The organism is Pedococcus sp. P2_E5, assembly GCF_056403895.1.
On record NZ_JBFUEP010000011.1, the window covers coordinates 26,068 to 47,476 of the forward strand.

Consider the following 21,409-nt stretch of genomic DNA (forward strand, 5'->3'; position numbering starts at 1 on the left):
GTGATCACTCCGATGGGTCGCGGGGCAGGATGATGACGTCGAGATCGGCTGTGCCGACAGGGATCCGTGCGGTATGCCGCCGGGTCGGGTCGAGCTCCTCGGGCACCGTGAGGTGGCCCTCGAGGACGGTCGTGGTGCCGGGCGCCACGGTCGCCGCGGCCGTCAGTGTGAGGGTGACGTCGGGACCGGCGTCGGGGTCCGGGCTGCCGTCGTCGGTGTGCGCGCGCACGACCGCGGCCAGGGCGATGGTGAGGTTGCCGTCGTTGGACACCGTCAGGGTCAGCGGGTGACGACCGGCCTCGGCGAGGACGCGCCGGGGCGAGACGTGCATCGACAGGTCTGGTTCGACCCGGAGCACGGCCTCCCGGCGGACGCCGCCGACCTCGACCTCCGCGGCGTACTCCCCCGGTGGGGTGTCCGGCTCGAGCCGGAACGTCACGGGCAGGTCGGCCGTCGCGCCCGGCGCGATCAGGGCGGCGCCGGAACCGGTCTGGGCCTGTCGACCTGTGCGGTGCAGGGTCAGTCCACGGACGGCGACCCGTTGGTCGACGGTGTTCTCGACCGAGACGGTGGCGCGCAACAGGCTGGGCGGTCCGGTCAGGACGATCGGGTCGGTGCCTGGCTTTCGCGCGGCGGCCGCCTTGGTGGCGCCGGCGGACTTCGTGGGCTTGCGACGGGCGGTCGTCATGGGGGGCTCACAGGTCGATCACGACGGGACCGTGGTGCTCGGGCCTGATGTGCGTCGTCGTGCTGCCTCGCACGGTGATCGCGAAGAGCTCCAGGCCGAGCACCGACCACCCCCAGGTCTGTTCGTACGGCGTGCAGACCTCCGTGGCCGGAGGGGGAGCGAGCTCGAGCCGGACGCAGGTGTCCACCGCCACGGGCTTGAGGTCGACCGAGGACGTCGAGTCCACGCTCGACGTGGTGTTGACGGTGGACGTCGTCGTGACCGGTTCGAGCGTGACCGGCTGGAGCGTGATGGTCGAGTCGGTGTGGACGGTGTTCTCGCCGTTGTTGGTGTTGGTGGTGCCCCCGGCGAGGGTGAGGTTCATGCCGTCGAGACCCGTGAGGGTCGAGGTGACGTCGGCGGTGACGTCGGAGCTGAACGTGTTCCCGCCGAAGACGGTGGTGTCGATCGTGTAGTCGGCCATCAGAGGGCTCCTGCGGGACGTGGTGCGTCGGGGCTGACGAGGTAGGAGTGGTGGAAGCCCAGCCGAGGATCGCCCCAGGCCCCCAGTCGCGAGTCGAACTCCTGGAGCTCCGGCATGACGATCCGGTCGCGGACCTCCAGGGAGGGGTAGTCGTAGACGGTGATGTGGTTCTGGCCCCGGTTGGCCGTGAAGAGCAGGGTCTGGTCGGCCGAGAGCTGGCACGCGTAGATGCCGTCGACCAGGGCGCCACGACTGACCCGCAACGACTCGGCATAGAGCTGGGAGTTGCTGAAGAAGTTGCCCCGCATCACGGACTCGGCCACGGTCGTCGCCGACTGGCGGGTGAGCGCCAGGCTCTCCAGCGCCCCGGGGTGTTCGTCGATGAGCCGGTGCTGGCTCAGGGTGAGCAGGTCGACGAAGACCACCGTGTGGCTGCCGCCGGTGCAGAAGATCAGCTCGGAGTCGGAGATGGTCACGTCGGAGTTGATGTGGGCCGGCAGGTCGCGGTCGGCGGCCCAGTGGCGCACGATGCGCCCGTCCTCGGCGTCGATCTCGAAGGCGTACTGCCGCAGCCACGCCATGCCCCAGTGCTCCCAGTCGGAGCGGTCAGCAGCATTGACCCGGAAGGAGATCGCGTAGAAGACGTCGAGGACCGGGTGGCAGACCACGTGCCAGCAGGTGGTGGGCAGCACGATCCTGCGCACCTCGCCGGTGACCGTGTCGAGGATCCCGACCTCTTTGGCCTCTCCCCTCGTCGGGTGGTCCATCCCCCCGTAGACGATGTAGCGACCGGAGGCGGTCCGCTTCATGGCGTGGGGGATCTTGAGCCCGTGCGGCGCGATCTGCTCGGCCTTGGTCAGCCGGTTCACGTCGAGCTTCCACAGGTGCTCGCCGATCGAGGTGACGAACTGGGTGTCGTCGAGCCAGACGACGTGGGTGCTGCCCTTGATGGTGGTGTCAGGTACTTCGAAGCGCAGGGTCGAGACGCGGTCGGCCTCCTCCAGCGTCGCGAGGTCGTAGAAGAGCAGGTGCTGACCGGTGTTGCCCAGGAACCCGATCCGCCTGCTCGGGTCGACGCTCGGCGCGTGACCGCCCGAGGCCCCGGAGAAGTAGGTGACCTTGTAGGCGTGGTCCCCGGTCACCGGGTCGTAGTGGAACAGGCACACGCCAGCCCTGCCCTCGAGACCGTTCAGTCCGTTGCCGTCGAGGGCGACGTGAAACGCATATGGGTAGGTCCGCACAGGCAGCCCCGGCCTACTCGAGTACCCCGGCGGACCCGGCGGACCGCCGCTTTCACCGTACTCGGGGTCCAACGGCCTCGAAAGGCCTCAAGGGCCAGCCAGTGAGACCAACCGCGCCCACTCGCACCAGGATGCCCGTAATGTCGGAATGACCACTGCGGGCGTGGAGGGATCAGCTCACGTGTCGGGCCAGATCATGGACCACCGCGAGGCCAGCGCCTTGCGGGTCCGCGGTGACAGGTTGAGGCCGACGATCTCGGGAAGGCTCCACCACAGCGCGGACGAACCCGTCACGGTGGGCAGCAGGGAGGGCTCGGCTCCGCACTCGAAGACCAGGTGCACCACGTGCAGGTCTCCCTCGACGACGCTCTCGACGTCGATGACCTCGGCCCTGGTGGCGGTCAGCGCACCCGCTGCGGAAACCAGCCGCCGGACCCGGATGACCGGATCCTCACCCACCTCGATGACAGCGCCGGGCAGACCCCAGAACGGCTGCTCCGGTGGCGTGGCCCGGTCGAGGAGCACCCGACGGTCGGGGTCGACACTGAGCACGTGGACGGCGATACAGGTCCTCACCGGCATGGCCTTGGCCAGTCGTAACATGCCAACTTCCCATCAGGCAAACGGTCGGTAACCCCCCGGTCCCCACTGTTTGTCGGACAGGACCACCCGCGGTTCCGGTTCGACGGGGCCAGAGTAGTCGAGGGGCCCGACCAAATCCACGGCCGGTCGCAATCCCTTCCAGCCCAACGCCGCTCCGCCCACGGAGTGTGGCGCCCGTCACACCTTGAGGTCGGGAAACTGGTCGTCGCGGAACTCGTGCGACAACGAACGCCCACCGTCGAAGGCCTCCTGCTCGCGGTCGCGCAGCTCGACCCGGCGGATCTTGCCGGAGATGGTCTTGGGCAGCTCGAAGAACTCCACGCGTCGCACTCGAAGGTAGGGCGCGAGGTGGCCGCGGGCATGCGCCAGGATCGCCTTCGCGGTCTCGGCGTCCGGCTCCCACCCGGGGGCCAGGGCGATGTAGGCCTTGGGCACGGCCAGGCGGGTCGCATCGGGCGCAGGCACGACTGCCGCCTCGGCCACGGCCGGGTGCTCGATGAGCACGCTCTCGAGCTCGAACGGCGACACCTTGTAGTCGCTCGCCTTGAACACGTCGTCGGTGCGTCCGATGTAGGTGATGTAGCCGTCGCCGTCCCGCTGGGCCACGTCGCCCGTGTGGTAGAAACCGCCGGCCATCGCCTCGGCCTGGCGCTCGTCGTCGCCGAGGTAGCCGGTCATCAGGTTGACCGGGTGCCGCGACAGGTCGAGCACGATCTCTCCCTCGTCGGCCAGCTCGCCCGTCAGGGGGTCGACGAGCGCCACGGGCACACCGGGCATGGGCCGTCCCATCGACCCGGGCTTGAGCGGCTCCCCGGCGATGTTGCCGATCTGGAGCGTGGTCTCGGTCTGGCCGTAGCCGTCGCGGATGGTCAGGTCCCACGCCCGCTGCACCTGGGTGATGACCTCGGGGTTGAGCGGTTCGCCGGCAGCCAGGAGCTCGCGGAGATCTCCCTTGCCTCCGCTGAGGTCGGCCTGGATCAGCATGCGCCACACCGTCGGTGGCGCGCAGAACGTCGTCACACCAGCCCGGCGGATCTGGTCGAGCAGCCTCGCCGCGTCGAAGCGGGTGTAGTTGTAGACGAAGATCGTGGACTCGGCGATCCACGGCGCGAAGAAGCACGACCAGGCGTGCTTGGCCCATCCGGGCGAGCTGATGGCCAGGTGCACGTCACCCGGTCGGGCGCCGATCCAGTACATCGTCGACAGGTGGCCGACGGGGTACGAGACCTGAGTGTGCTCAACGAGTTTCGGCTTGCTGGTCGTGCCAGAGGTGAAGTAGAGAAGCAAGGGATCCGTGGTCGCGGTGACCGTCTCGAAGGGGTGCGGCTGCACGGCATACGCGTCGGTGTAGGGGTGCCAGCCGTCCGCCTCGCCCACGCACACGCGCAGGTAGTCGCCCGGCACCTCCTCGAACTTGGCGGCGTCCGCGGCGTTGGCCACGACCACCCGGGCTGCGCCGCGGTCGACGCGGTCTCGCAGGTCGGCCGGCCCGAGCGCTGCCGTGGTCGGCATGATGACGGCCCCGAGCTTGAACACCCCCAGCATGGTCTCCCACAGCTCAACCTGGTTGCCGAGCATGAGCAGCACGTGGTCCCCCTTGGTCACGCCCAGCTCGGACAGCCAGACCGCGACCTGGTCGGAGCGGGTGGCCACCTCGTCGAAGGTCAGCCGCTGCTCGGAGCCGTCCTCCTCCACGATCCACAGCGCCGTGGCGTCGTTGCCGCGTGCGATGGCGTCGAACCAGTCGACCGCCCAGCTGAACCGCTCCCCGACGTCGGGCCACCTGAACTCGCGGACCGCACGATCGTGCTGCCCGGTGAGGGCGACGAGCGTGTCACGCGCCTCCCGGTATGCCGTGGTGCTGGGGTTGGCCTCGGCTGCGGACGTGGGTGCCATGGCACCGACTGTGCTACGCCTGCCCGAGGTCAGCAAGCAGAGCGGTGAACCAGTCGACGGACGGGTCGAACGCCTTGCCGCCCTTGATCCGGTCGAACTCGATGGCGCGCAACGCGTCGCCGCGATCCTCGTCGTGCCCCACGACACCGGACTCGCCGCGCAGGGCCGCGTCCACGGCATACGTGGTGCAGTCCTTGATCAGGGCGAGGTCCGCGTCGTTGGCCGCGGCAGACCGCGCGAAGTAGCCGCTCTTCTGGACGAGCACCTTGTCGGCCCCGAGCTGGTCGGCGAACTGCTTGGCGAACCACGCGCCGGGGTTGACCTTGTCGAGCTGGACGTGGCCGAACGGATCGCGCGGCACGTCCTGCCCGCCCGCCTCCATCGCCTCGACGATCTCGGTGACACCCGCACCCTCGGAGACGAAGAGGTTGACGCCGTCGTACTCGTCCATGACGGTGCGCAGCCGTTTCGCCTCACTCGCGATGTCCAGCGGGCGCTCCGGGACGAAGACGCCGTGCACATCCCACCGCTCCGGCGAGTTCTCCAGCCAGCCACTGAACTCGGCGCCCTGCACCCACTGGTGGTGCGCGAGAGCCGTTGCGGCAGTGAGCCATCCGCAGTTGCGACCCATCACCTCGTGCACGATGAGCATCCGCGGGTTGGCGGAGTGCTCGGCGATCACGTTGCGCGCGAAGGATGCGCCCTGTTCGGCGGCGGTCCAGGCCCCCAGGGACTGCCGGATCGGGATGACGTCGTTGTCGATCGTCTTGGGCAGGCCGACGACGGTGAGCTCGTAGCCGTTGGAGTGCAGGTAGGCCGCCAGGTCTGCTGCCGTGCCGTTGGTGTCGTCGCCACCGATCGTGTGCAGGACGTCGACGCCGTCGCGGGTGAGCTGCTCGGCCGCGACGTGCAGGGGGTCCTGGCCGTCCTGGACGAGGCCGCGCTTGAGGCAGTCCGCCACGTTGGTGAGCTTGACCCGGCTGTTGCCGATGGGGCTGCCCCCGAAGCCGTGCAGCAGGTGCGCCTTGGCCCGCACCTCGTCGGTGACCTCCACCGAGTCACCGGTGAGCAGCCCGGCATACCCGTTGCGGTAGGCGATGAGACGCACGTCCGGCGCGACCTCGGAGTAGCGCTCGATGAGCCCGCCCACAGCGGACGAGAGGCAGGGGGCGAGGCCACCAGCGGTGAGCATGGCGACGGTCTGGACGGTCATGCGCCCACTCTGCCGTGTCGGGGAGGGGACGGCCACCGTGGTCTCAAACCATCGACCTGACTCGGCTGTTCGACCTGACCCGGCTGTTCGACCTGACTCAGCTGATCGACATGACGGCGCCGGACCGTTCCCACCGCAGCACGGCCACCAGGGCCGACGTCGGCAGGGACACGCAGCCAGCGGTCCCGCCACCGGTGTCGACGTGGAAGAAGATCGCCGACCCCCGGCCGGGCGTCCGCGCCTCGTTGTAACCGATCACCTGGGCGTAGTTGTACGCAGGCGTGTTGAGCAGGTTCTCGGCCGAGGCCCACCGGCCGTTGACCGGCGTGCGCTGGTGGGTGTTGTAGAGGCTCGAYTGGCTGTCGTCGACCCACACATCCGAGCTGTCCACTCGGAACCACCCCTGCGGCAGGCCGGGATTCGCGCGCGCACCGAAGCCCCCGCGCAGCGGGAAGGTGCCCGCGGGCGTCTTGAGGTCACCCTCGCGCTTGGACCAGCTGACACCGTTGCGGCCGACGTGGCCGTAGTACGGGCCCAGGTCGAGGACGTAGCCGGCGGACGTCCTGCGGCAGGCGCGCACGGTCGCACTGGAACCCGACGACCTCACGGTCACGACCTGGGCGGCGCGCACCCCCGAGGGGACGGAGCAGGTCGGCGCGGCCTGGGTTTTCGGGCTGGGCTTCGGACTGGGCTTGGGTTTCGGCGTCGACCGGGTCGTCGTGGACGGTTTCGGCCTGGGTGCGGCCGTCGTCGTGGTGGTGCTGGACGTCGTGGTCGTGGACGGTGTCGTCGACGAGGCGCTGGCGCGAGTGGTCGGCGACGCGGCCTCGGGCTCGCCCGAGCAGGCGGTGAGCAGGGCAACGGCCGCCAGCCCCACGGCATACCCGCCGCGTCGGCGGTGAGGGAACACCCGGGTCATCGGTCGAAGTGCTGGTAGTCGGGGTGTGACCACAGGCCACCCCAGCGCAGGCCCTGGTTGGTGAATGCCCGCACCGCGGCGCTCCCGCTGGACGAGAAGACGCCGGGCGCCGGTCCGCGCCGACTCAGCCAGTAGCGGTCGGGGTAAACGGTCCCGTTGTCGGCGACGTAGGGGTTCTCGAAGTCGTTGACGTCGATCGCCGTGCCGTAGGCGTGCTTGCTGTAGACCTTGCTCGCCTCCTGGCCCCCGACGTAGCGGCAGTTGAACGCGGAGGTGTTGTCCGCCTCCATCGCCGCGTAGTCGTCGGCGCCGGGGCCCTTGGGGTTGTGGCCCCACGACGAGTCCATCGGCTTCATCTGGCGGATGCGGAACTGCAGGGCGTAGAGGCGGGAGAACGCAGCAGCTGTCTCGTCGGCGATCGACGCGTTCACCACGAGGGATCCCCGCGACCGCTTGCCGTCGAAGCCCCAGAAGTTCACGCGCACATACCTCAGCTGCGAGCGCCCCACCGGGCACCCCGCGGTCCACGAGTAGCCCACCATCGCGTTCCAGACGCCGTCAGGCACGCGGGCGATCGAGGCGTTGGCGCCCGAGCCGACTGCGGCTTCGTTGCGGGGGAAACGCACCGTGGGCTCGGCACCCGCCCGCGGGACGGGGGCCAGGCTCGTGGCCGGCCTGGGCTTCGGAGCAGCAGTGGTATGCCGCGTGGCCGGCGCCGGTGGCTTGGTCGCCGTGGTCGGCGGCTTCGTCGTGGTCGTCGTCGCGCTCGTCGGCGCTGACGTCACCGCGGACGACGCGGACGGACGGGTGGTGCCGGTCGCGGACTCGGGCTCACCGCCACCACACGCGGAGGCGAGGACGGCACACAGGAGGGGAACGGCATACACGGGGCGAGACGTCATGGGGCACCCACTGTGCCTGTTCCGCGCGCCGGATGCCAAGCCCGGGGCGCTGCCCCCTCAGGTCGCGGTCACGCGGTCGCGGTCACTTGCAGGGACGCGCCACCGTGGGGACCGCCTGCGTGGGTCGGGGAGGCAGCGGGGGGACGTCGGCGGTCGGGGTCAGCTCGGTGAACGCATTGCCGATGACGAGGTCGACGACTGCACCGAGCCGGTCGTCCTTGACCAGCTGGGCGCCGGGGACGTGTCCTTGCAACAGGGTCGCGGCCAGGTCGCCCTCCTCGCCGTAGCGGATGACGGCGGTGCCCATCTGCAGGGTGCGCAACGGGTCGTTGGACACGTCCTTGACCTTGAACCCGCGGGCCGCGACGGCATCGGCGACGGTCTTGGCCAGGCCGGTCTTGTAAGTCGTGTTGTAGACGTTGACCTTGACCTCGGACGGGATCGGCTTGAGCCGCGCGGGTATCGCGACCATCTGCTGGTAGCCCAGGCCCACGACGACGTCGACCGAGGTGCCGGTCCGCGTGTCGGCGAACAGCTTCGCCCCGGGGATCTGGGAGGCCGTCAGGAGCGCCTCGTCGAGCCCCTTCGGACCGTGGTGCACGACAGCGGTCTGCGTGACGTACCAGGACTCGGGAGCGTTGCTGATGCCTCCGACGGTGAACTTGCGCTTGGCCAGGCCGACGGCGACCTCGGCGGCCACGCCCTGGCGGCCGGTGGCGTTCATGACGTTGACGGTGAAGGACGCGCGCGCCGGCGCGGGGACGACGACCGGGGTGCAGGCGGGCTTGGGCGGCGGCGGGCTCATCCAGCCTGCCGAGTAGGCAGCGGTGATGCTGGCCGTGCCCAGCAGCACGCCGGGGATGGTGACGAAGAGCATGACCTGGCGCAACCGGTGCTTGCGCCACAGCTGAGTTGGTGTGAGGTCCTCGTCCTTCATCCTGTGCCCCCTGGCTCGTCCCTGGTCTCGAGTCACAATCGTCACACCTGTCACACCAGTCACACGTCAAGCGACACGCGGAAGACACGATTCGTCACCGAGCCGTGATCGCGGGGGCTGCGGGAGGAGGTGCGCGAGGATGTCGACCCATGACCTCCCCCGCCGCCACGGCAGTACGAGCCCAGCGAGGCCGACGGGTCGCAGCCGCCACGTGCGTCGTGATGCTGGCCCTCCCGATGCTCGCCCTCTCGGGCTGCGGCGGACCCGACGGGCTCGAGGGCTCGGTCGTGGCGGTCGACGACACGGGCAAGGACGACCGACCGCTCGGCGGCGGCTGGGTCGCGGTGCTCGGGGACGATGCCCTGCTGGACTTCCTCGGACAGGCCGGCATCGACGTCCCCGGCAGCGACGACCTGCCCTACGTCGGGGGACGTGTCCTGCGCGACGAGGTCACGCGCACCGGAGGGGTCTTGGCGCCCATCGACGAGGACGGGAAGTTCGCGCTCCGGGTGACCGGCCGGCGCACCCTGTGCCGGTTGGTGGAGGCGCCCCAGGTGGACGTCCTGCGGGGCTGCGCCGTCGTCGACCTCCCTGCGAACGGCAGGCTCCGGCTCTCGGTCGGGGAGGCCGGTCTGCGGGCCACCCTCGACGACTGACGTCAGCTGACGACGGCCAGGTCCTTCGCGACCAGCTCGGCGACCTGCACCATGTTGAGCGCAGCCCCCTTGCGCAGGTTGTCGCCGCAGATGAAGAAGTCGAGCGTGTTGGGGAAGTCGAGCGCCTGACGCAACCGGCCGGCGAAGCGCGGATCGGAGCCGACGATGTCCGAGGGCGTCGGGAACTCCAGGCTGTCGGGGTCGTCCAGCACCACCACGGCAGGCGCCTCGACCAGGGCCTGCCGGGCCTCGGCGACGTCGATCTTGCGGGCGAAGGTGGCGTGGACGGCGACCGAGTGCGTCGTGACGACGGGCACCCGCACACAGGTCGCGGAGACGCGCAGGTCGGGCAGCCCCAGCACCTTGCGGGTCTCGTTGCGGATCTTGAGCTCCTCGGACGTCCAGCCGTCCTCGGCAGCCACCCCGATCCACGGGATGACGTTGAGGGCCAGCGGCGCCGGGAACGGCGAGTCGGCGCCGAGCTCGTGCTCGATCAGCCGTCGCACGTCACCTGGCTGGTGGCCGAGCTCGCGGTGGCCCGCGACGACTTCGAGCTCGTCGTAGAGCCGGCCCATGCCGACCCGACCGGCGCCGGAGGCGGCCTGGTAGGAGGCCACGACCAGCTCGGTGAGCTCCCACCCGGCGTGGAGGACGCCCAGGGCGTCGATCATGGTCAACGTGGTGGCACCGGGGTTGGCGATGATGCCCCTGGGCCGGTTGCGGATCTGCAGGGGGTTGACCTCGGGGACCACCAGCGGGATGTCGGGGTCGCCGCGCAACGCCGAGCTGTTGTCGATCACGACCGCCCCACGGGCCGCGGCGATCGGCGCCCACAAGGCGGCCACCGGCGCAGGGACGTCGACGAGCGCGATGTCGACACCGTCGAAGAACTCCGGCGACAGCTCTTGGACGACCACCTCGCGACCGCACACCACCAGGACGGTGCCGGCGTCCTCCGCGCAGGCGGCCGCTCGGATCTCGCCCCAGATGTCGGCCCGCATCGCGAGCACCTGCTGGGTCACCGCCCCCACGGCTCCGGTGGCACCGACCAGTGCGAGGGTCGGGCGCGGGGCCTTCGAGGCGAGTGAGGTCACCGGCCGGTGCCTCCGTAGACCACGGCTTCGCCCTCCGTGGAATCCAGCCCGAAGGCCGAGTGCACCGCGCGGACGGCATCGTCGAGGACCTCGGCCCGCGTCACCACCGAGATGCGGATCTCGGACGTCGAGATCATCTCGATGTTGACGCCGGTGTCGGCGAGCGCCTTGAAGAAGGTCGCGGAGACCCCGGGGTGCGAACGCATCCCGGCGCCCACCAGGGACAGCTTGCCGATCTGGTCGTCGTACTGGATCGAGGCGAAGCCGACGGACTCCTGCACCTTCCGCAGCGCGTGCACCCCGGTCTGGCCGTCTGTCTTGGGGCACGTGAACGAGATGTCCGTGAGGCCGGTCTCGGTCGCCGACACGTTCTGCACGATCATGTCGATGTTGATCTCGGCGTCGGCGCAGGTCTGGAAGATCGCGGCCGCCTTGCCGGGGTGGTCCGGGACGCCGACGACGGTGATCTTGGCTTCGCTGCGGTCGTGGGCGACACCGGCGATGATGGGGGCTTCCACGGTGTCTCCTTCAACTGGTTTGTCCGTGACGATGGTGCCCTCCTTCGCTGAGAAGGAGCTGCGAACGTGGATGGGGATGTGGAAACGGCGGGCGTACTCGACGCTGCGCAGGTGCAGGACCTTCGACCCGGAGGCCGCCAGCTCGAGCATCTCCTCGTTGGAGATGCGGTGGATCTTCCTGGCAGCCGGGACGATTCGCGGGTCGGCGGTGAAGACGCCGTCGACGTCGGTGTAGATCTCGCACACCTCGGCGTTGAGCGCAGCGGCCAGCGCGACCGCCGTGGTGTCGGTCCCGCCGCGGCCGAGCGTCGTGATCTCCTTGGTGTCCTGGCTGACGCCCTGGAAGCCGGCGACGATGACGATGTGCCCCTTGTCGAGGGCGTCGGTGACCCGGCCCGGGGTCACGTCGATGATGCGGGCCCGGCCGTGCGAGGAGTCGGTGATGACGCCTGCCTGGCTGCCCGTGAACGAGCGCACGGTGTAGCCCAGGTCGGCGATCGCCATGGCCACGAGGGCCATCGAGATGCGCTCGCCCGCGGTCAGCAGCATGTCCAGCTCGCGGGGCGGGGGCTGTGGGCTCACCTGGTTGGCCAGGTCGAGCAGCTCGTCGGTGCTGTCGCCCATGGCGGACACCGCGACGCACACGTCGTTCCCGGCCTTCTTGGCCTCGGCGATCCGGCGGGCGACACGCTTGATGCTGGCTGCATCGGCCAGCGATGAGCCGCCATATTTCTGGACGACGATCGGCACGGTTGGAACTCCTGTGGACCCGAGACGGCGGTGCGGCGGTGGGCGCGGTGCGGAGTCGCCAGCATAACTGCCGTCCTCATCGTGGGACGCGGGTGCCGTATGCCGGACGGAGCGCTCGCGCGTCCGGCTGCGTCAAAGGTCCGACACAACCGACTTCGAGGGGGTTAGCCTCAGCCATGAGCATCGAGGTCCAGGGGGTGCGGCGAGCGTTCGGGGACGTGCTCGCCGTCGACAGCATCAGCCTCACGGCGCAGCCGGGTGAGGTGACCGCGCTGATCGGTCCCAACGGTTCGGGCAAGACGACGCTGCTGCTGATGATGGCGACGCTGCTCGTGCCGGACCAGGGCCAGATCCGCATCGACGGGCTCGACCCCGTCAGCCAGCCGACCGAGGTCCGGGCGAAGATCGGGTGGATGCCCGACGGTTTCGGCACCTGGGACGCGCTTACGGTGCGCGAGGTGCTGCACACCATCGCCGCGGCATACCGGATCCCGGCGGACCGGGCACGGGCCCGCACCGACGAGCTGTTGCACACGGTGCACCTCGACGACCTGGCGGACCGCCGCGCGCGGGTCCTGTCACGAGGGCAGAAGCAACGGCTCGGCCTGGCCCGCGCCCTCATCAACGACCCCAGCGTGCTCCTGCTCGACGAGCCGGCCTCCGGGCTGGACCCGCGCAGCCGCATCGAGCTGCGTGATGTGCTGAGATCCCTTGCGGCACAGGGCAAGACGATCCTGGTTTCCAGCCACATCCTCACCGAGCTCCAGGAGGTGGCCGACCGCGCCGTCATCGTGGCCCGCGGGCGGACCCTGGAGTCCCAGAGCCTCGACGCCGGCTTCGTCGCGACGGCGTCGGCCTCGTGGCGCATCGACTCACTCGACCCCGAAGACCTGGCGAGCTGGCTCGAGGAACACCACGTGCCCTCGATCCGAGTCGGGGGCGGCCTCACCGAGGTCGAGGTCGCCGGCGAGGAGAACGCCGCCCGCCTGCTCGCCGACCTGGTCCGCGACGGCATCCGGGTCATCGCCTTCGCCCCCAGTCAGGGCGCCCTCGAATCCGCCTACCTCGCAGCGACGGAGGACCGGCGATGAGCTGGCACGGCATCCGGACCATCGCGGCTCTCGAGCTGCGTCAACGGGTCCGCACCTCGCGCTGGCCGATCGTGCTGGCGGTCTGGGTCGTCCTCATCGCGGGCGTCACCTTCCTCGCCTACTGGGCGACGAACGACCCCGACCTCAGCTCGGGATCGGCGATGTACGACATCGTCGTCTTCTTCGTGCTGGGCCTGTCCATGCTCATCGTCCCCTCGCTCACGGCCACCTCGGTCAACGGCGACCGCGAGCACGGTGTCCTGGCGACGCTGCAGACGACGCTGCTGTCCCCGTGGGACATCGCGCTCGGCAAGCTGCTCTCGGCCTGGGCGATCTCGCTGGCCTTCCTCACGAGCGCGCTGCCGTTCCTGGCGTGGGCGTGGTTCGAGGGCGGCATCTCCGCCGGCCGCATCGCGCTGTCCCTGCTGGTGCTGGTCCTCGTGCTCGCGGTGGTGTGCGCGATCGGCCTGATGTTCTCCACCCTCACGGCGCGACCGGTCGCATCGGCCGTGCTCACCTACCTGACGATGGGGGCCCTGGTCTTCGGTACCACCATCGGGTTCGGGCTCAGCGCCTTCCTCGTGACCCAGGAGGAGACGCAGAAGGTCTACGGCATCCCCGAGTCGTGGTTCCAGAACCACCAGCCGCCTGCCATCGACCCGAGCAACCCCAACCTCACGCCCGAACAGCTCGAGGAGATCCAGAAGAGCCAGGTCGAGCCGACGCGCGCTGACTGCACCACCTTCACCCGCCGCACGACCGTTGCCCACACGGAGCGGATCTGGTGGATGCTGCCGCTGAACCCGTTCGTCGTGGTCGCCGACGCCGCACCCTCCGAACCGCGCAAGAACAACGGGATCTACACGAGCGGCTTCACCCCCATGCGCTGGATCAGCGCCGGGTCACGGATGGCGCGCAACGGGCCGGACGCCGTCGTGCAGGAGTGCGCGAACTACCTCGGCGAGGGCCAGGGGGAGTTCACCGACGAGAACTACGTCGACCCGTTGGACGAGGCGCTCGAGACCGCTCCGGTCTGGCCGTTCGGTCTCGGCTTCCTGCTGATCGCCGGCGTCGGTGCCGGGGTGGTGGCCGGTCAGCGGCTGCGCACGCCGATCCGTCGCCTGCCCAACGGCACCCGCATCGCCTGAGGCCCCCGCCCCTGCAAGCAACCTTTGCTAGCAAAGGTTGCTCGCAGGCGGACAGGTTGCAACCTGTCCGCCATTCAGTTTCCTTTGCTAGCAAAGGTTGCTCGCGAGCCGAGCCGAGCCGAGCCGAGCCGAGCCGAGCAAGGCGGGACCGCGAGACCGGATCGGCCGGCTGCAGCAGGATCGTGGCCAGGTCAGGGGTGGAGGGCGTCGAACTCGGCCTCGGAGACTCGCTCCTCGTCGGCGTCGAGCCGGATGTGGCCGAGCAGGGACTGCAGGACGCGCAGGGCGGAGGCCGCCCGCTCGCCCCAGTCTGAGAGATAGCTGAACTGCCACCACCACAGCGCCTCGGACACGCGCCCGGCGTCGTAGTGCCGCAGGCCGTGGGAGAGCGCACCGGCGATGACCGTCACGTCGTTGGACAGTGAACCCGTGGCGAGCTCGGTCGAGGTGACCGGGTCGACGAGGTCGGCGTACTCGTCGAGTCCGTCGAACAGGTTGGCGACGCCCGCACGCAGCGGGTCGAGCTCGGCCTCGACGGTGTCGGTCTCGAACCTCTCGGCCGGCACGATGTCCTCGATGGCGCCGAGTCGGGCGCCCATGACGAGCACCTGGGACAGGGCGAGGAGCGTCATCGGGATGGCTGCATCCGGCGCCGTCCCCGAGGCCACCTCGGTGACCGTCGAGAGATAGGCCCGGGCGTCGGCGGCCGACTCGTCGGCGAGCACCTGCAGGTCGTCAGACATCGAGAAGCCTCCTACCTTCGAACGCGCGGCCGAGGGTGACCTCGTCGGCATACTCCAGATCGCCACCCACGGGCAGCCCCGACGCGAGCCGGGTCACCCGCAACCCCATGGGGCGCAGGAAGCGGGCCAGGTAGCTGGCCGTCGCCTCGCCCTCGAGGTTGGGGTCGGTCGCGATGATGATCTCGGTGACCTCGGCCGACGCCAGCCGCGTCATCAGCTCCTTGATGCGCAGGTCGTCTGGTCCGACGCCGTCGATCGGGCTGATGGCGCCACCGAGCACGTGGTAGCGGCCGCGGAACTCGCGCGTGCGCTCGATGGCGACCACGTCCTTCGGCTCCTCCACGACGCAGATGGCGGTGTTGTCACGGCGCGGGTCGGCGCAGATCCGGCACCGCTCGGACTCCGCCACGTTGCCGCAGGTCTCGCAGAACCGCACCTTGGCCTTGACCTCGGTGAGCACCTCCACCAGGCGCAGGACATCGATCGAGTCGGCCTGCAGCAGGTGGAAGGCGATCCGCTGGGCACTCTTGGGACCGACACCGGGCAGTCGCCCGAGCTCGTCGATCAGGTCCTGGACCACGCCTTCGTACACATCAGTGAGCCTATGCCCTCGGAGTGTCACTGGTGGCGCGGACCCGCTCGCGAAGCCCGGCCGCCAGGCCCATGACCGTGAGCTGGTCGAACAACCCACCCAGGTGCTGCGCGACGAACCGCTGCCTGACCGGCGCCAGCCGCAAGCGCAGCTGCAGCCGGGTGCGATGGCCCTCGACCGGCGTCAGCCGCAGGCACCACGTCAGGTGGGTGCGGCCGCGGGTCGAGCCGTAGAGCAGGTGCCGGGCGGGCTCCATCTCGACCACCGTGAACGTCGCGTCCGGCCCGCCCCAGTCCGGGACCACGTCGCCGACCGAGAGTCCCTGGTGACGGTGGTCGATCCGTCGCAGTCCCCGACGACCGGGCGGAACGACCCGCTCCACCAGCGCGGGGAAGTACCACCCGGCTCGCCGCTTCCCCAGCTGGACGACCCACGGCCACACGACGTCGGGGGGAGCGTCCAGGGTGAACGCACGATCCATCACGACATCCGCCGGTGCCACGACGTCGTCGCCCGGCAGCCACGACGCGCGCTCGGCCGGGGTCGGACGCGTGAGGACCTCGGCGATGCCCCGCACGGCGATCAGGGACCTTCGTCGATGACCTTGCCGCCGAGCAGCCGCTCGATCACCGGCCGGCCGACCTCGCCCAGCTCGGCGATGTCCTCGTCGTCGGCACTCGCGGCGCTGTCATCGGCGACATAGGTGTCGGGAGTCCGCGCCGGCGCCTCGGCCGCCACCGCCGCCTTGGCCGCAGCCAGCCTCGACCCCTGTGCGGGCTCGGCGGGAGCAGGCGCCGCACTGGTCGGGTCGTCGCTGGCCCAGCTCGGGCCGCCGCTGGGACCGGAGGACGCGGTGGCCCAACCGCCGCCGGTCTCCGGCGGCGGGCTCGAGGCCGCAATACCTCCGTATGCCGCGTCGCCACCGGAGCTTCCCGCCGCACCACCATCGGTGGCGCCTCGAGCGCCTGACGGTGCAGGGTTGTCGCCCTTCACCGCCGGGTCGTCGGACGGGTAGCGGCCGGCGGGCGCGACGGTGGGGTGGGCCTCGCCGCTCGGCGCGGAGAGGGCTGCGTCGGGGGTGGGGATCCCCTCGACGCGCGCGTCGACACCGAGCACGTCGATGAGGGCCTGACGGACCAGGTCGGCGTGCGGACCGTGGCGGAAGGTGTTGGCGATGCCGACCGTCGAGATGCCGAGCACCACCTTGGACCCGTCGTAGTCGTGCACGACCGCGTGCTCTGACAGCAGCGTCCACGTCGTGCGCTTGTGCTTGAAGATCCATCCGAGGATGTCCGGCCAGGCCCTGCGGATGGCCGCGACGTCGATGCCACCACCAGGAGTGCCGGACCGCGGCGCCTCGGCGGCGGGCTCTGCGACCACTGGCTCAGGTGACGTGGGCTCAGGTGACGTGGGCTCGGGTGACCCTGCATCGGGCACGTGCTCGGTGGGCGCGCCCTCCGGCTCGACAGTGACCACCGGCGCGGCGATCGGGACGGGCACAGGGGTGGGCGTCGGGGTGGGCGCCGGGGCGGGCTCGGGCGCAGGCGCGGCAACCGGGCGCTGGCTGGCCTGCGCCGCGGGGGCAGCGGCTGCACGGGTCACCGACGGGACGCCCTCGACGTCGAGGCGACGCTCGAGGCGGTCCAGGCGCGCGGCATACCCGGACTCACCGGAGGCGGCGGGGAGCAGCACGCGGGCGCAGATGAGCTCGAGCTGGAGTCGTGGCGCGGTGGCGCCGGTCATCTCGGTCAGTCCCGCGTTGACGATGTCGGCCGCGCGCGACWGGGCCCCGCCGCCGAAGGCGGCCGACTGCTGGCGCATGCGTTCGAGCTGGTCCTCGGGCACGCCGCGCAACACCGAGGACGCGCCGTCAGGGACCGCCGCGACCACGATGAGGTCGCGCAGCCGCTCGAGCAGGTCCTCGACGAACCGGCGCGGGTCGAGCCCCGTCTCGATGACGCGGTCGACCTGGTGGAACACGCCCGCCGCGTCGGCCGCGGCGAAGGCGTCGATGATGGCGTCGAGCAGCTCGGCGTCGGTGAACCCCAGGAGGGCCGCGGCCCCCTCGTAGGTCAGCCCCTCGTCGCTCGACCCGGCGATGAGCTGGTCGAGCACCGACAGGGAGTCACGCACCGACCCGCCACCGGCGCGCGTGACGAAGGACAGCACGCCCGGCGCCACGGCGACCTTCTCCTGCTCGCAGAGGCTGGCCATGTAGTCGGACAGCTGGCCGGGCGGGACCAGCCGGAACGGGTAGTGGTGGGTGCGGCTGCGGATCGTGCCGATGACCTTCTCGGGCTCGGTCGTCGCGAACACGAACTTCACGTGCTCGGGCGGCTCCTCGACGATCTTGAGCAGGGCGTTGAAGCCCTGCGGCGTGACCATGTGGGCCTCGTCGATGATGTAGATCTTGTAGCGGCTCTGCGCCGGGCCGTAGGACGCGCGTTCGCGAAGGTCACGGGCGTCGTCGACACCACCGTGGCTGGCCGCGTCGATCTCGATGACGTCGACGCTGCCGGCGCCGCCGCGGGCGAGCGCCACACAGGAGTCGCAGGTGCCGCAGGGGGTCGGCGTCGGCCCCTGCTCGCAGTTGAGGCAGCGGGCCAGGATGCGCGCGCTGGTCGTCTTGCCGCACCCGCGGGGCCCCGAGAAGAGGTAGGCGTGGTTGACCCGGCCCGTGCGCAGCGCCTGCATCAGGGGCTCGGTGACGTGCTCCTGGCCGATGACGTCGGCGAAGGTCTCAGGCCGGTAGCGGCGGTACAACGCGGTGCTCACCTCGGGAACCCTAGTCGCCCGCCACGACATCAGGTATGCCGCGTGGCGACCTCGCGGGCTCGAGACGCGGCAGGGCAGGAAGGTTGTCGTCCAGACCCGGGTGGCACACTGACGGCGACGAAGGAGACCGATGTTCGCACGCCGCAGACAGCCCACCGCCGAGCCGGGTTCGGGCGCGGAAGGGACGACGCAACCGGTGACGTTGACAGCCACCGGAGTCGCCAAGGAGATCGACGGCAACGTGCTCCTGCGACCGGTCGACGTCGCCGTCACCTCGGGCCAGTGCGTCGTCCTGCGGGGGGAGAACGGCAGCGGCAAGACCACCCTGCTGCGGATCCTCGCCGGCACCCTCGACCCCTCGTCGGGCACGGCCAGCCTCGACGGGCAGTCGCTCGACGAACGCGACCAGGCCACCCGCGCACGGGTGGCCGCCCTCATCGGCTCGCCCACGGCATACCGCGACCTGACCCTCATCGACCACCTCGTCCTCATCGACTCGACGTGGGGCGGGCCGATCGGCACCGCCGACGACCGGGCCGACGCGATGCTCGCCGAGCTCGAGGTCGACCACCTGTCCGAACGGTTCCCCCACGAGCTGTCCTCTGGCCAGCAACACCTCTTCCACCTCGCGATGGTGCTGTTCCGGCCGGCGCGGGTGCTGCTCCTCGACGAACCCGAGCAGCGCCTCGACACCCACAAACGCGGACTGCTCACCGACATCCTGCTGGCCCGCAAGGCCGCCGGCGCCGCCCTCGTCGTCGCCTGCCACGACCCCACCATGACGGCCGCCATCGGCGACGCGGTGGTCGACGTCGTCGGCCCATGAGCGAGCCACCCAACGAGGTCACAGGTCCGACGACCGACCGCGAACGCCTCGCCCAGGCGCGCGAGGTCATCCGGGGTGGCCTCCCCGACAAGGGCAACGGCAATGCCGTGTATGCCGCCTACGTCGCCGTGATCGCGGCCCTGGTCTACGGCGTGCCCGCGTCGCGCGCCTTCTTCGAGTTCGTCGACCCGGCGTGGCTCTCACGTCACCTGACCGGAGTCCAGGGTGTCCTGGTCGTCGGAGCCATCGTCGTGGCACTCCTGCTGCTCGGGCACCGACTGGGCTCGGTCCGGGGCCCGGTGGTGCCTGACCTGCCCTACCTCGACCACGTCGTGGTCAGCGGGCTCGACCGCGCCGTCGTGCTGCGGCGCTCGTGGCGGCTCAGCCTCGTCGGCTGCCTCCTCGGCGGACTGCTCACCGGGGCGGTGATCGGCACCGGCATGGTCGTCGCCGACGTTGCCTCGCCGCTGGCCCTCGTGCCGACCACCCTCGGCGGCGTCGTGGTCGGCCTCGGCTTCGCCGGCTCCTGGCTGTGGGGACAGGTGCGGTCCTGGCCCACCGGCATGAGGGGTCCCGAGACGGTCCTTCGTGAGGTCCGCTCGCTGCGCGCCCTGCACCACGTCGGCCTGCGGACCCAGGCGGCCCGGGCCGTGACCATCGGCGGTGCGGTGCTCGCGGGCGACCTGCGCGCGGCCAGGCTCGACGTCGCCTCCCCCACGACGCGGCTCCGTCGGCGGCGGTTGCGGGCCCGTGGGCCGGTGGCCGTGGTCGCCGCGCGAGACCTCCTGGGTCTGCGACGCTCCCCGGGAGCGCTCCTCGTCGGGGCGGTCCTGTCCGGTGGCGGGTGCTGGTCCCTCGCGCACGCGGCAATCCCGGGGGTGCCCAACATCGTCGCCTTCGTGGGGGTCGTCGCCTGCTACCTCGGCTACGGCGCCTGGGCTGAGGGGATGCGCCTGCAGGGCGACAACGCCGGGACGTCTCCCCTCATCGGGCTGGCGTACGGGCAGGAGGCGCTGGCCCACCTGGTGACGCCCTCGGTGCTCTATGCCGTCGTCGCGCTCTTGGCCGGTGGGGTGGTCACCCTGACCTCGACCGGCGGGGTTGCCACGCTCGTGTGGCCGCTGGCCATGGTCGCCCTCGTGGCCGGGGCGCACCTCATGGCGGCCTTCCGCGGCCTGCCCCCGGTGTCGCTGTTCTCGCCGGGCTCGGCGGTCATGTCCGTGGCCTTCTGGTACGCCCGACCGCTGCTGCTCACGGTCATCGGGGGCGTCGCAGCCTCGGCGCTGCTCACCCGGTCCAGTGCATCGAACGCGCTCATGGTCCTCGTGCTCGCGTCCTACGCGGCCGTGATGTTCGGCCGGCGCCGCGTGCGACTGCTCGACGAGGGACACCGCACCTGAGTCTCCGGACAGACAGGGACACCCCGCGTACCTGGAAGAGCTCTCCTACCCTTGCTGCATTCCTGCCCTGGGGGAGTTCGGAGAGGTACCACCACACGGGGTGTCTGCGCCCAGTGTAGACGGGCAGCAACAGGGTCTGCGAATCGCCTGATCCCCTCGCTCAGGCGACCGCTGCGGCCTCACGGCATGGCCCCGCGCGGACGATCGAGTAACGCGCCGGTGAGAATGGGCGCATGTCGCCGCTCACGCTGTTTCGCCGCCTCGCCGTCGCCGAAGCGATCACCTGGGCGCTGCTGCTCTGCGGCATGTTCCTCAAGTACGTCACCGAGACGACAGAGCTCGGGGTACGCCTTTTCGGTATGGCGCATGGCGTGGTCTTCATCGCCTACTGCCTGACGACGGTGTTCGTCAGCGTCAACCAGCGGTGGTCGTTCGGGACCCTCGCCATCGCCTTCGCGTCGGGCGTGGCGCCGTTCATGACGGTGTGGTTCCACCGCCGGGCTGAGCGTCGAGGGCAGTTGGCCGGTGGCTGGCGGTTGGCACCTGGTCGCGAGCGCGCCGACAACCCGGCCGAGCACGCACAGGCCTGGATGCTGGCCCGACCGCTGGCGGCTGCGGGAGCTGCCGTGGTCGCGGTTGCGGCCCTGACCACGATCGCCCTGCTCGTCGGACCGCCAGTGGGCTCCCAGACCTGACGGACGTGACCGCTGGCCTCACCCTCGCTCACGATGCCCATCGGATCAGTCGACGGGCCTCCGGAGACGGTTCATCCCGGAGGCGGATCTGAAGCGAATGGACAGCGAATCGGCAGTGAATCGGCAGCGATTTCAGGGCAAGCCGTTCGCTCAGGTAGCCTCCTCGGCGGAGGATTCGCATAGTGGCCTAGTGCGCACGCTTGGAAAGCGTGTTGAGTGAAAGCTCTCAGGGGTTCGAATCCCCTATCCTCCGCCACAC

At 70.5% G+C, this 21,409-nt stretch carries 22 protein-coding genes, 1 tRNA gene and 1 other RNA gene; 8 read left to right on the forward strand and 16 right to left on the reverse strand.

All coding sequences use genetic code 11. The features are described 5' to 3' along the window. Window positions 1-4 precede the first annotated feature (4 nt). The 7 genes from AC1DVZ_RS05300 to AC1DVZ_RS05330 form a co-directional block, all read right to left on the reverse strand. Entirely contained in the window at window positions 5-688 is a 684-nt protein-coding gene (locus AC1DVZ_RS05300; RefSeq protein ID WP_477617136.1) for a COG1470 family protein, read from the reverse strand. A gap of 7 nt (window positions 689-695) precedes the next feature. Next, window positions 696-1,151 (reverse strand): hypothetical protein, encoded by a 456-nt coding sequence (locus tag AC1DVZ_RS05305; protein ID WP_477617137.1) that lies wholly within the window; start codon window positions 1,149-1,151, stop codon window positions 696-698. Then, entirely contained in the window at window positions 1,151-2,392 is a 1,242-nt protein-coding gene (locus tag AC1DVZ_RS05310) for a hypothetical protein (RefSeq protein ID WP_477617138.1), read from the reverse strand. The genes AC1DVZ_RS05305 and AC1DVZ_RS05310 overlap by 1 nt, the downstream gene beginning before the upstream one ends. A 177-nt stretch (window positions 2,393-2,569) precedes the next feature. Continuing rightward, window positions 2,570-2,995: an NUDIX hydrolase gene (locus AC1DVZ_RS05315; protein WP_477617139.1), complete on the reverse strand. Its 426-nt coding sequence runs from the start codon at window positions 2,993-2,995 to the stop codon at window positions 2,570-2,572. A gap of 177 nt (window positions 2,996-3,172) precedes the next feature. After that, window positions 3,173-4,891 (reverse strand): AMP-binding protein, encoded by a 1,719-nt coding sequence (locus AC1DVZ_RS05320; protein ID WP_477617140.1) that lies wholly within the window; start codon window positions 4,889-4,891, stop codon window positions 3,173-3,175. A gap of 13 nt (window positions 4,892-4,904) precedes the next feature. Next, entirely contained in the window at window positions 4,905-6,104 is a 1,200-nt protein-coding gene (locus tag AC1DVZ_RS05325) for a pyrophosphate--fructose-6-phosphate 1-phosphotransferase (protein ID WP_477617141.1), read from the reverse strand. Between the two features lie 97 nt (window positions 6,105-6,201). Beyond that, window positions 6,202-6,735: a L,D-transpeptidase family protein gene (locus AC1DVZ_RS05330; protein ID WP_477617142.1), complete on the reverse strand. Its 534-nt coding sequence runs from the start codon at window positions 6,733-6,735 to the stop codon at window positions 6,202-6,204. Window positions 6,736-6,796: 61 nt separating this feature from the next. Between AC1DVZ_RS05330 and AC1DVZ_RS05335 the strand changes: the two genes are divergently transcribed. After that, window positions 6,797-7,006 (forward strand): hypothetical protein, encoded by a 210-nt coding sequence (locus AC1DVZ_RS05335; RefSeq protein WP_477617143.1) that lies wholly within the window; start codon window positions 6,797-6,799, stop codon window positions 7,004-7,006. 13 nt (window positions 7,007-7,019) lie between these two features. Here the strand turns inward: AC1DVZ_RS05335 and AC1DVZ_RS05340 are convergent, their stop codons facing one another. Together AC1DVZ_RS05340 and AC1DVZ_RS05345 are read right to left on the reverse strand one after the other, a co-directional pair. After that, window positions 7,020-7,925 carry a M15 family metallopeptidase gene (locus tag AC1DVZ_RS05340; RefSeq protein ID WP_477617144.1) on the reverse strand — a complete coding sequence of 302 codons (906 nt, stop codon included), beginning with the start codon at window positions 7,923-7,925 and terminating at the stop codon, window positions 7,020-7,022. Between the two features lie 82 nt (window positions 7,926-8,007). Continuing rightward, on the reverse strand, window positions 8,008-8,862 hold the full coding sequence (locus tag AC1DVZ_RS05345; protein WP_477617145.1) for a LytR C-terminal domain-containing protein: 855 nt from the start codon (window positions 8,860-8,862) through the stop codon (window positions 8,008-8,010). A gap of 149 nt (window positions 8,863-9,011) precedes the next feature. On the opposite strand from AC1DVZ_RS05345, the gene AC1DVZ_RS05350 reads away from it, so the two are divergent. Next, window positions 9,012-9,518, forward strand: a complete 507-nt coding sequence (locus AC1DVZ_RS05350; RefSeq protein WP_477617146.1) for a hypothetical protein — start codon at window positions 9,012-9,014, stop codon at window positions 9,516-9,518. A gap of 2 nt (window positions 9,519-9,520) precedes the next feature. Here AC1DVZ_RS05350 and AC1DVZ_RS05355 read toward each other — a convergent pair whose 3' ends face one another. Further along, entirely contained in the window at window positions 9,521-10,612 is a 1,092-nt protein-coding gene (locus AC1DVZ_RS05355) for an aspartate-semialdehyde dehydrogenase (RefSeq protein WP_477617147.1), read from the reverse strand. Beyond that, window positions 10,609-11,880 (reverse strand): aspartate kinase, encoded by a 1,272-nt coding sequence (locus AC1DVZ_RS05360; RefSeq protein WP_477617148.1) that lies wholly within the window; start codon window positions 11,878-11,880, stop codon window positions 10,609-10,611. Before AC1DVZ_RS05360 ends, AC1DVZ_RS05355 begins: the two co-directional genes overlap by 4 nt. A gap of 176 nt (window positions 11,881-12,056) precedes the next feature. Between AC1DVZ_RS05360 and AC1DVZ_RS05365 the strand changes: the two genes are divergently transcribed. Further along, on the forward strand, window positions 12,057-12,971 hold the full coding sequence (locus tag AC1DVZ_RS05365) for an ABC transporter ATP-binding protein (RefSeq protein WP_477617149.1): 915 nt from the start codon (window positions 12,057-12,059) through the stop codon (window positions 12,969-12,971). Continuing rightward, window positions 12,968-14,119 carry an ABC transporter permease gene (locus AC1DVZ_RS05370; protein WP_477617150.1) on the forward strand — a complete coding sequence of 384 codons (1,152 nt, stop codon included), beginning with the start codon at window positions 12,968-12,970 and terminating at the stop codon, window positions 14,117-14,119. Before AC1DVZ_RS05365 ends, AC1DVZ_RS05370 begins: the two co-directional genes overlap by 4 nt. 191 nt (window positions 14,120-14,310) lie before the next feature. On the opposite strand, the gene AC1DVZ_RS05375 is transcribed toward AC1DVZ_RS05370, so the two are convergent. From AC1DVZ_RS05375 to AC1DVZ_RS05390, 4 genes are read right to left on the reverse strand one after another with little or no spacing between them, the layout of a single operon-like run. Beyond that, entirely contained in the window at window positions 14,311-14,862 is a 552-nt protein-coding gene (locus tag AC1DVZ_RS05375; RefSeq protein ID WP_477617151.1) for a DUF5063 domain-containing protein, read from the reverse strand. After that, window positions 14,855-15,454: a recombination mediator RecR gene (gene recR, locus AC1DVZ_RS05380; RefSeq protein WP_477617152.1), complete on the reverse strand. Its 600-nt coding sequence runs from the start codon at window positions 15,452-15,454 to the stop codon at window positions 14,855-14,857. Before recR ends, AC1DVZ_RS05375 begins: the two co-directional genes overlap by 8 nt. Window positions 15,455-15,464: 10 nt before the next feature. After that, the gene (locus AC1DVZ_RS05385) at window positions 15,465-16,031 is read right to left on the reverse strand and encodes an SRPBCC family protein (protein ID WP_477617153.1); all 567 of its coding nucleotides are present in this window, start codon (window positions 16,029-16,031) and stop codon (window positions 15,465-15,467) included. A 5-nt stretch (window positions 16,032-16,036) separates the two neighbouring features. Continuing rightward, window positions 16,037-18,259 (reverse strand): DNA polymerase III subunit gamma and tau, encoded by a 2,223-nt coding sequence (locus tag AC1DVZ_RS05390; RefSeq protein ID WP_477617154.1) that lies wholly within the window; start codon window positions 18,257-18,259, stop codon window positions 16,037-16,039. Window positions 18,260-18,425: 166 nt separating this feature from the next. On the opposite strand from AC1DVZ_RS05390, the gene AC1DVZ_RS05395 reads away from it, so the two are divergent. Further along, complete coding sequence (locus AC1DVZ_RS05395) at window positions 18,426-19,055, forward strand: ABC transporter ATP-binding protein (protein ID WP_477617155.1); 630 nt, start codon at window positions 18,426-18,428, stop codon at window positions 19,053-19,055. Continuing rightward, window positions 19,052-20,455, forward strand: a complete 1,404-nt coding sequence (locus AC1DVZ_RS05400; RefSeq protein ID WP_477617156.1) for a hypothetical protein — start codon at window positions 19,052-19,054, stop codon at window positions 20,453-20,455. Before AC1DVZ_RS05395 ends, AC1DVZ_RS05400 begins: the two co-directional genes overlap by 4 nt. An 11-nt stretch (window positions 20,456-20,466) precedes the next feature. Here AC1DVZ_RS05400 and ffs read toward each other — a convergent pair. Continuing rightward, window positions 20,467-20,563: signal recognition particle sRNA small type (gene ffs / locus AC1DVZ_RS05405), an RNA gene on the reverse strand. Between the two features lie 125 nt (window positions 20,564-20,688). Here ffs and AC1DVZ_RS05410 point away from each other — a divergent pair. Next, window positions 20,689-21,150, forward strand: a complete 462-nt coding sequence (locus AC1DVZ_RS05410) for a DUF3817 domain-containing protein (protein WP_477617157.1) — start codon at window positions 20,689-20,691, stop codon at window positions 21,148-21,150. 168 nt (window positions 21,151-21,318) lie between these two features. Next, window positions 21,319-21,406: transfer RNA gene (locus AC1DVZ_RS05415), tRNA-Ser, on the forward strand. Window positions 21,407-21,409: the final 3 nt, after the last annotated feature.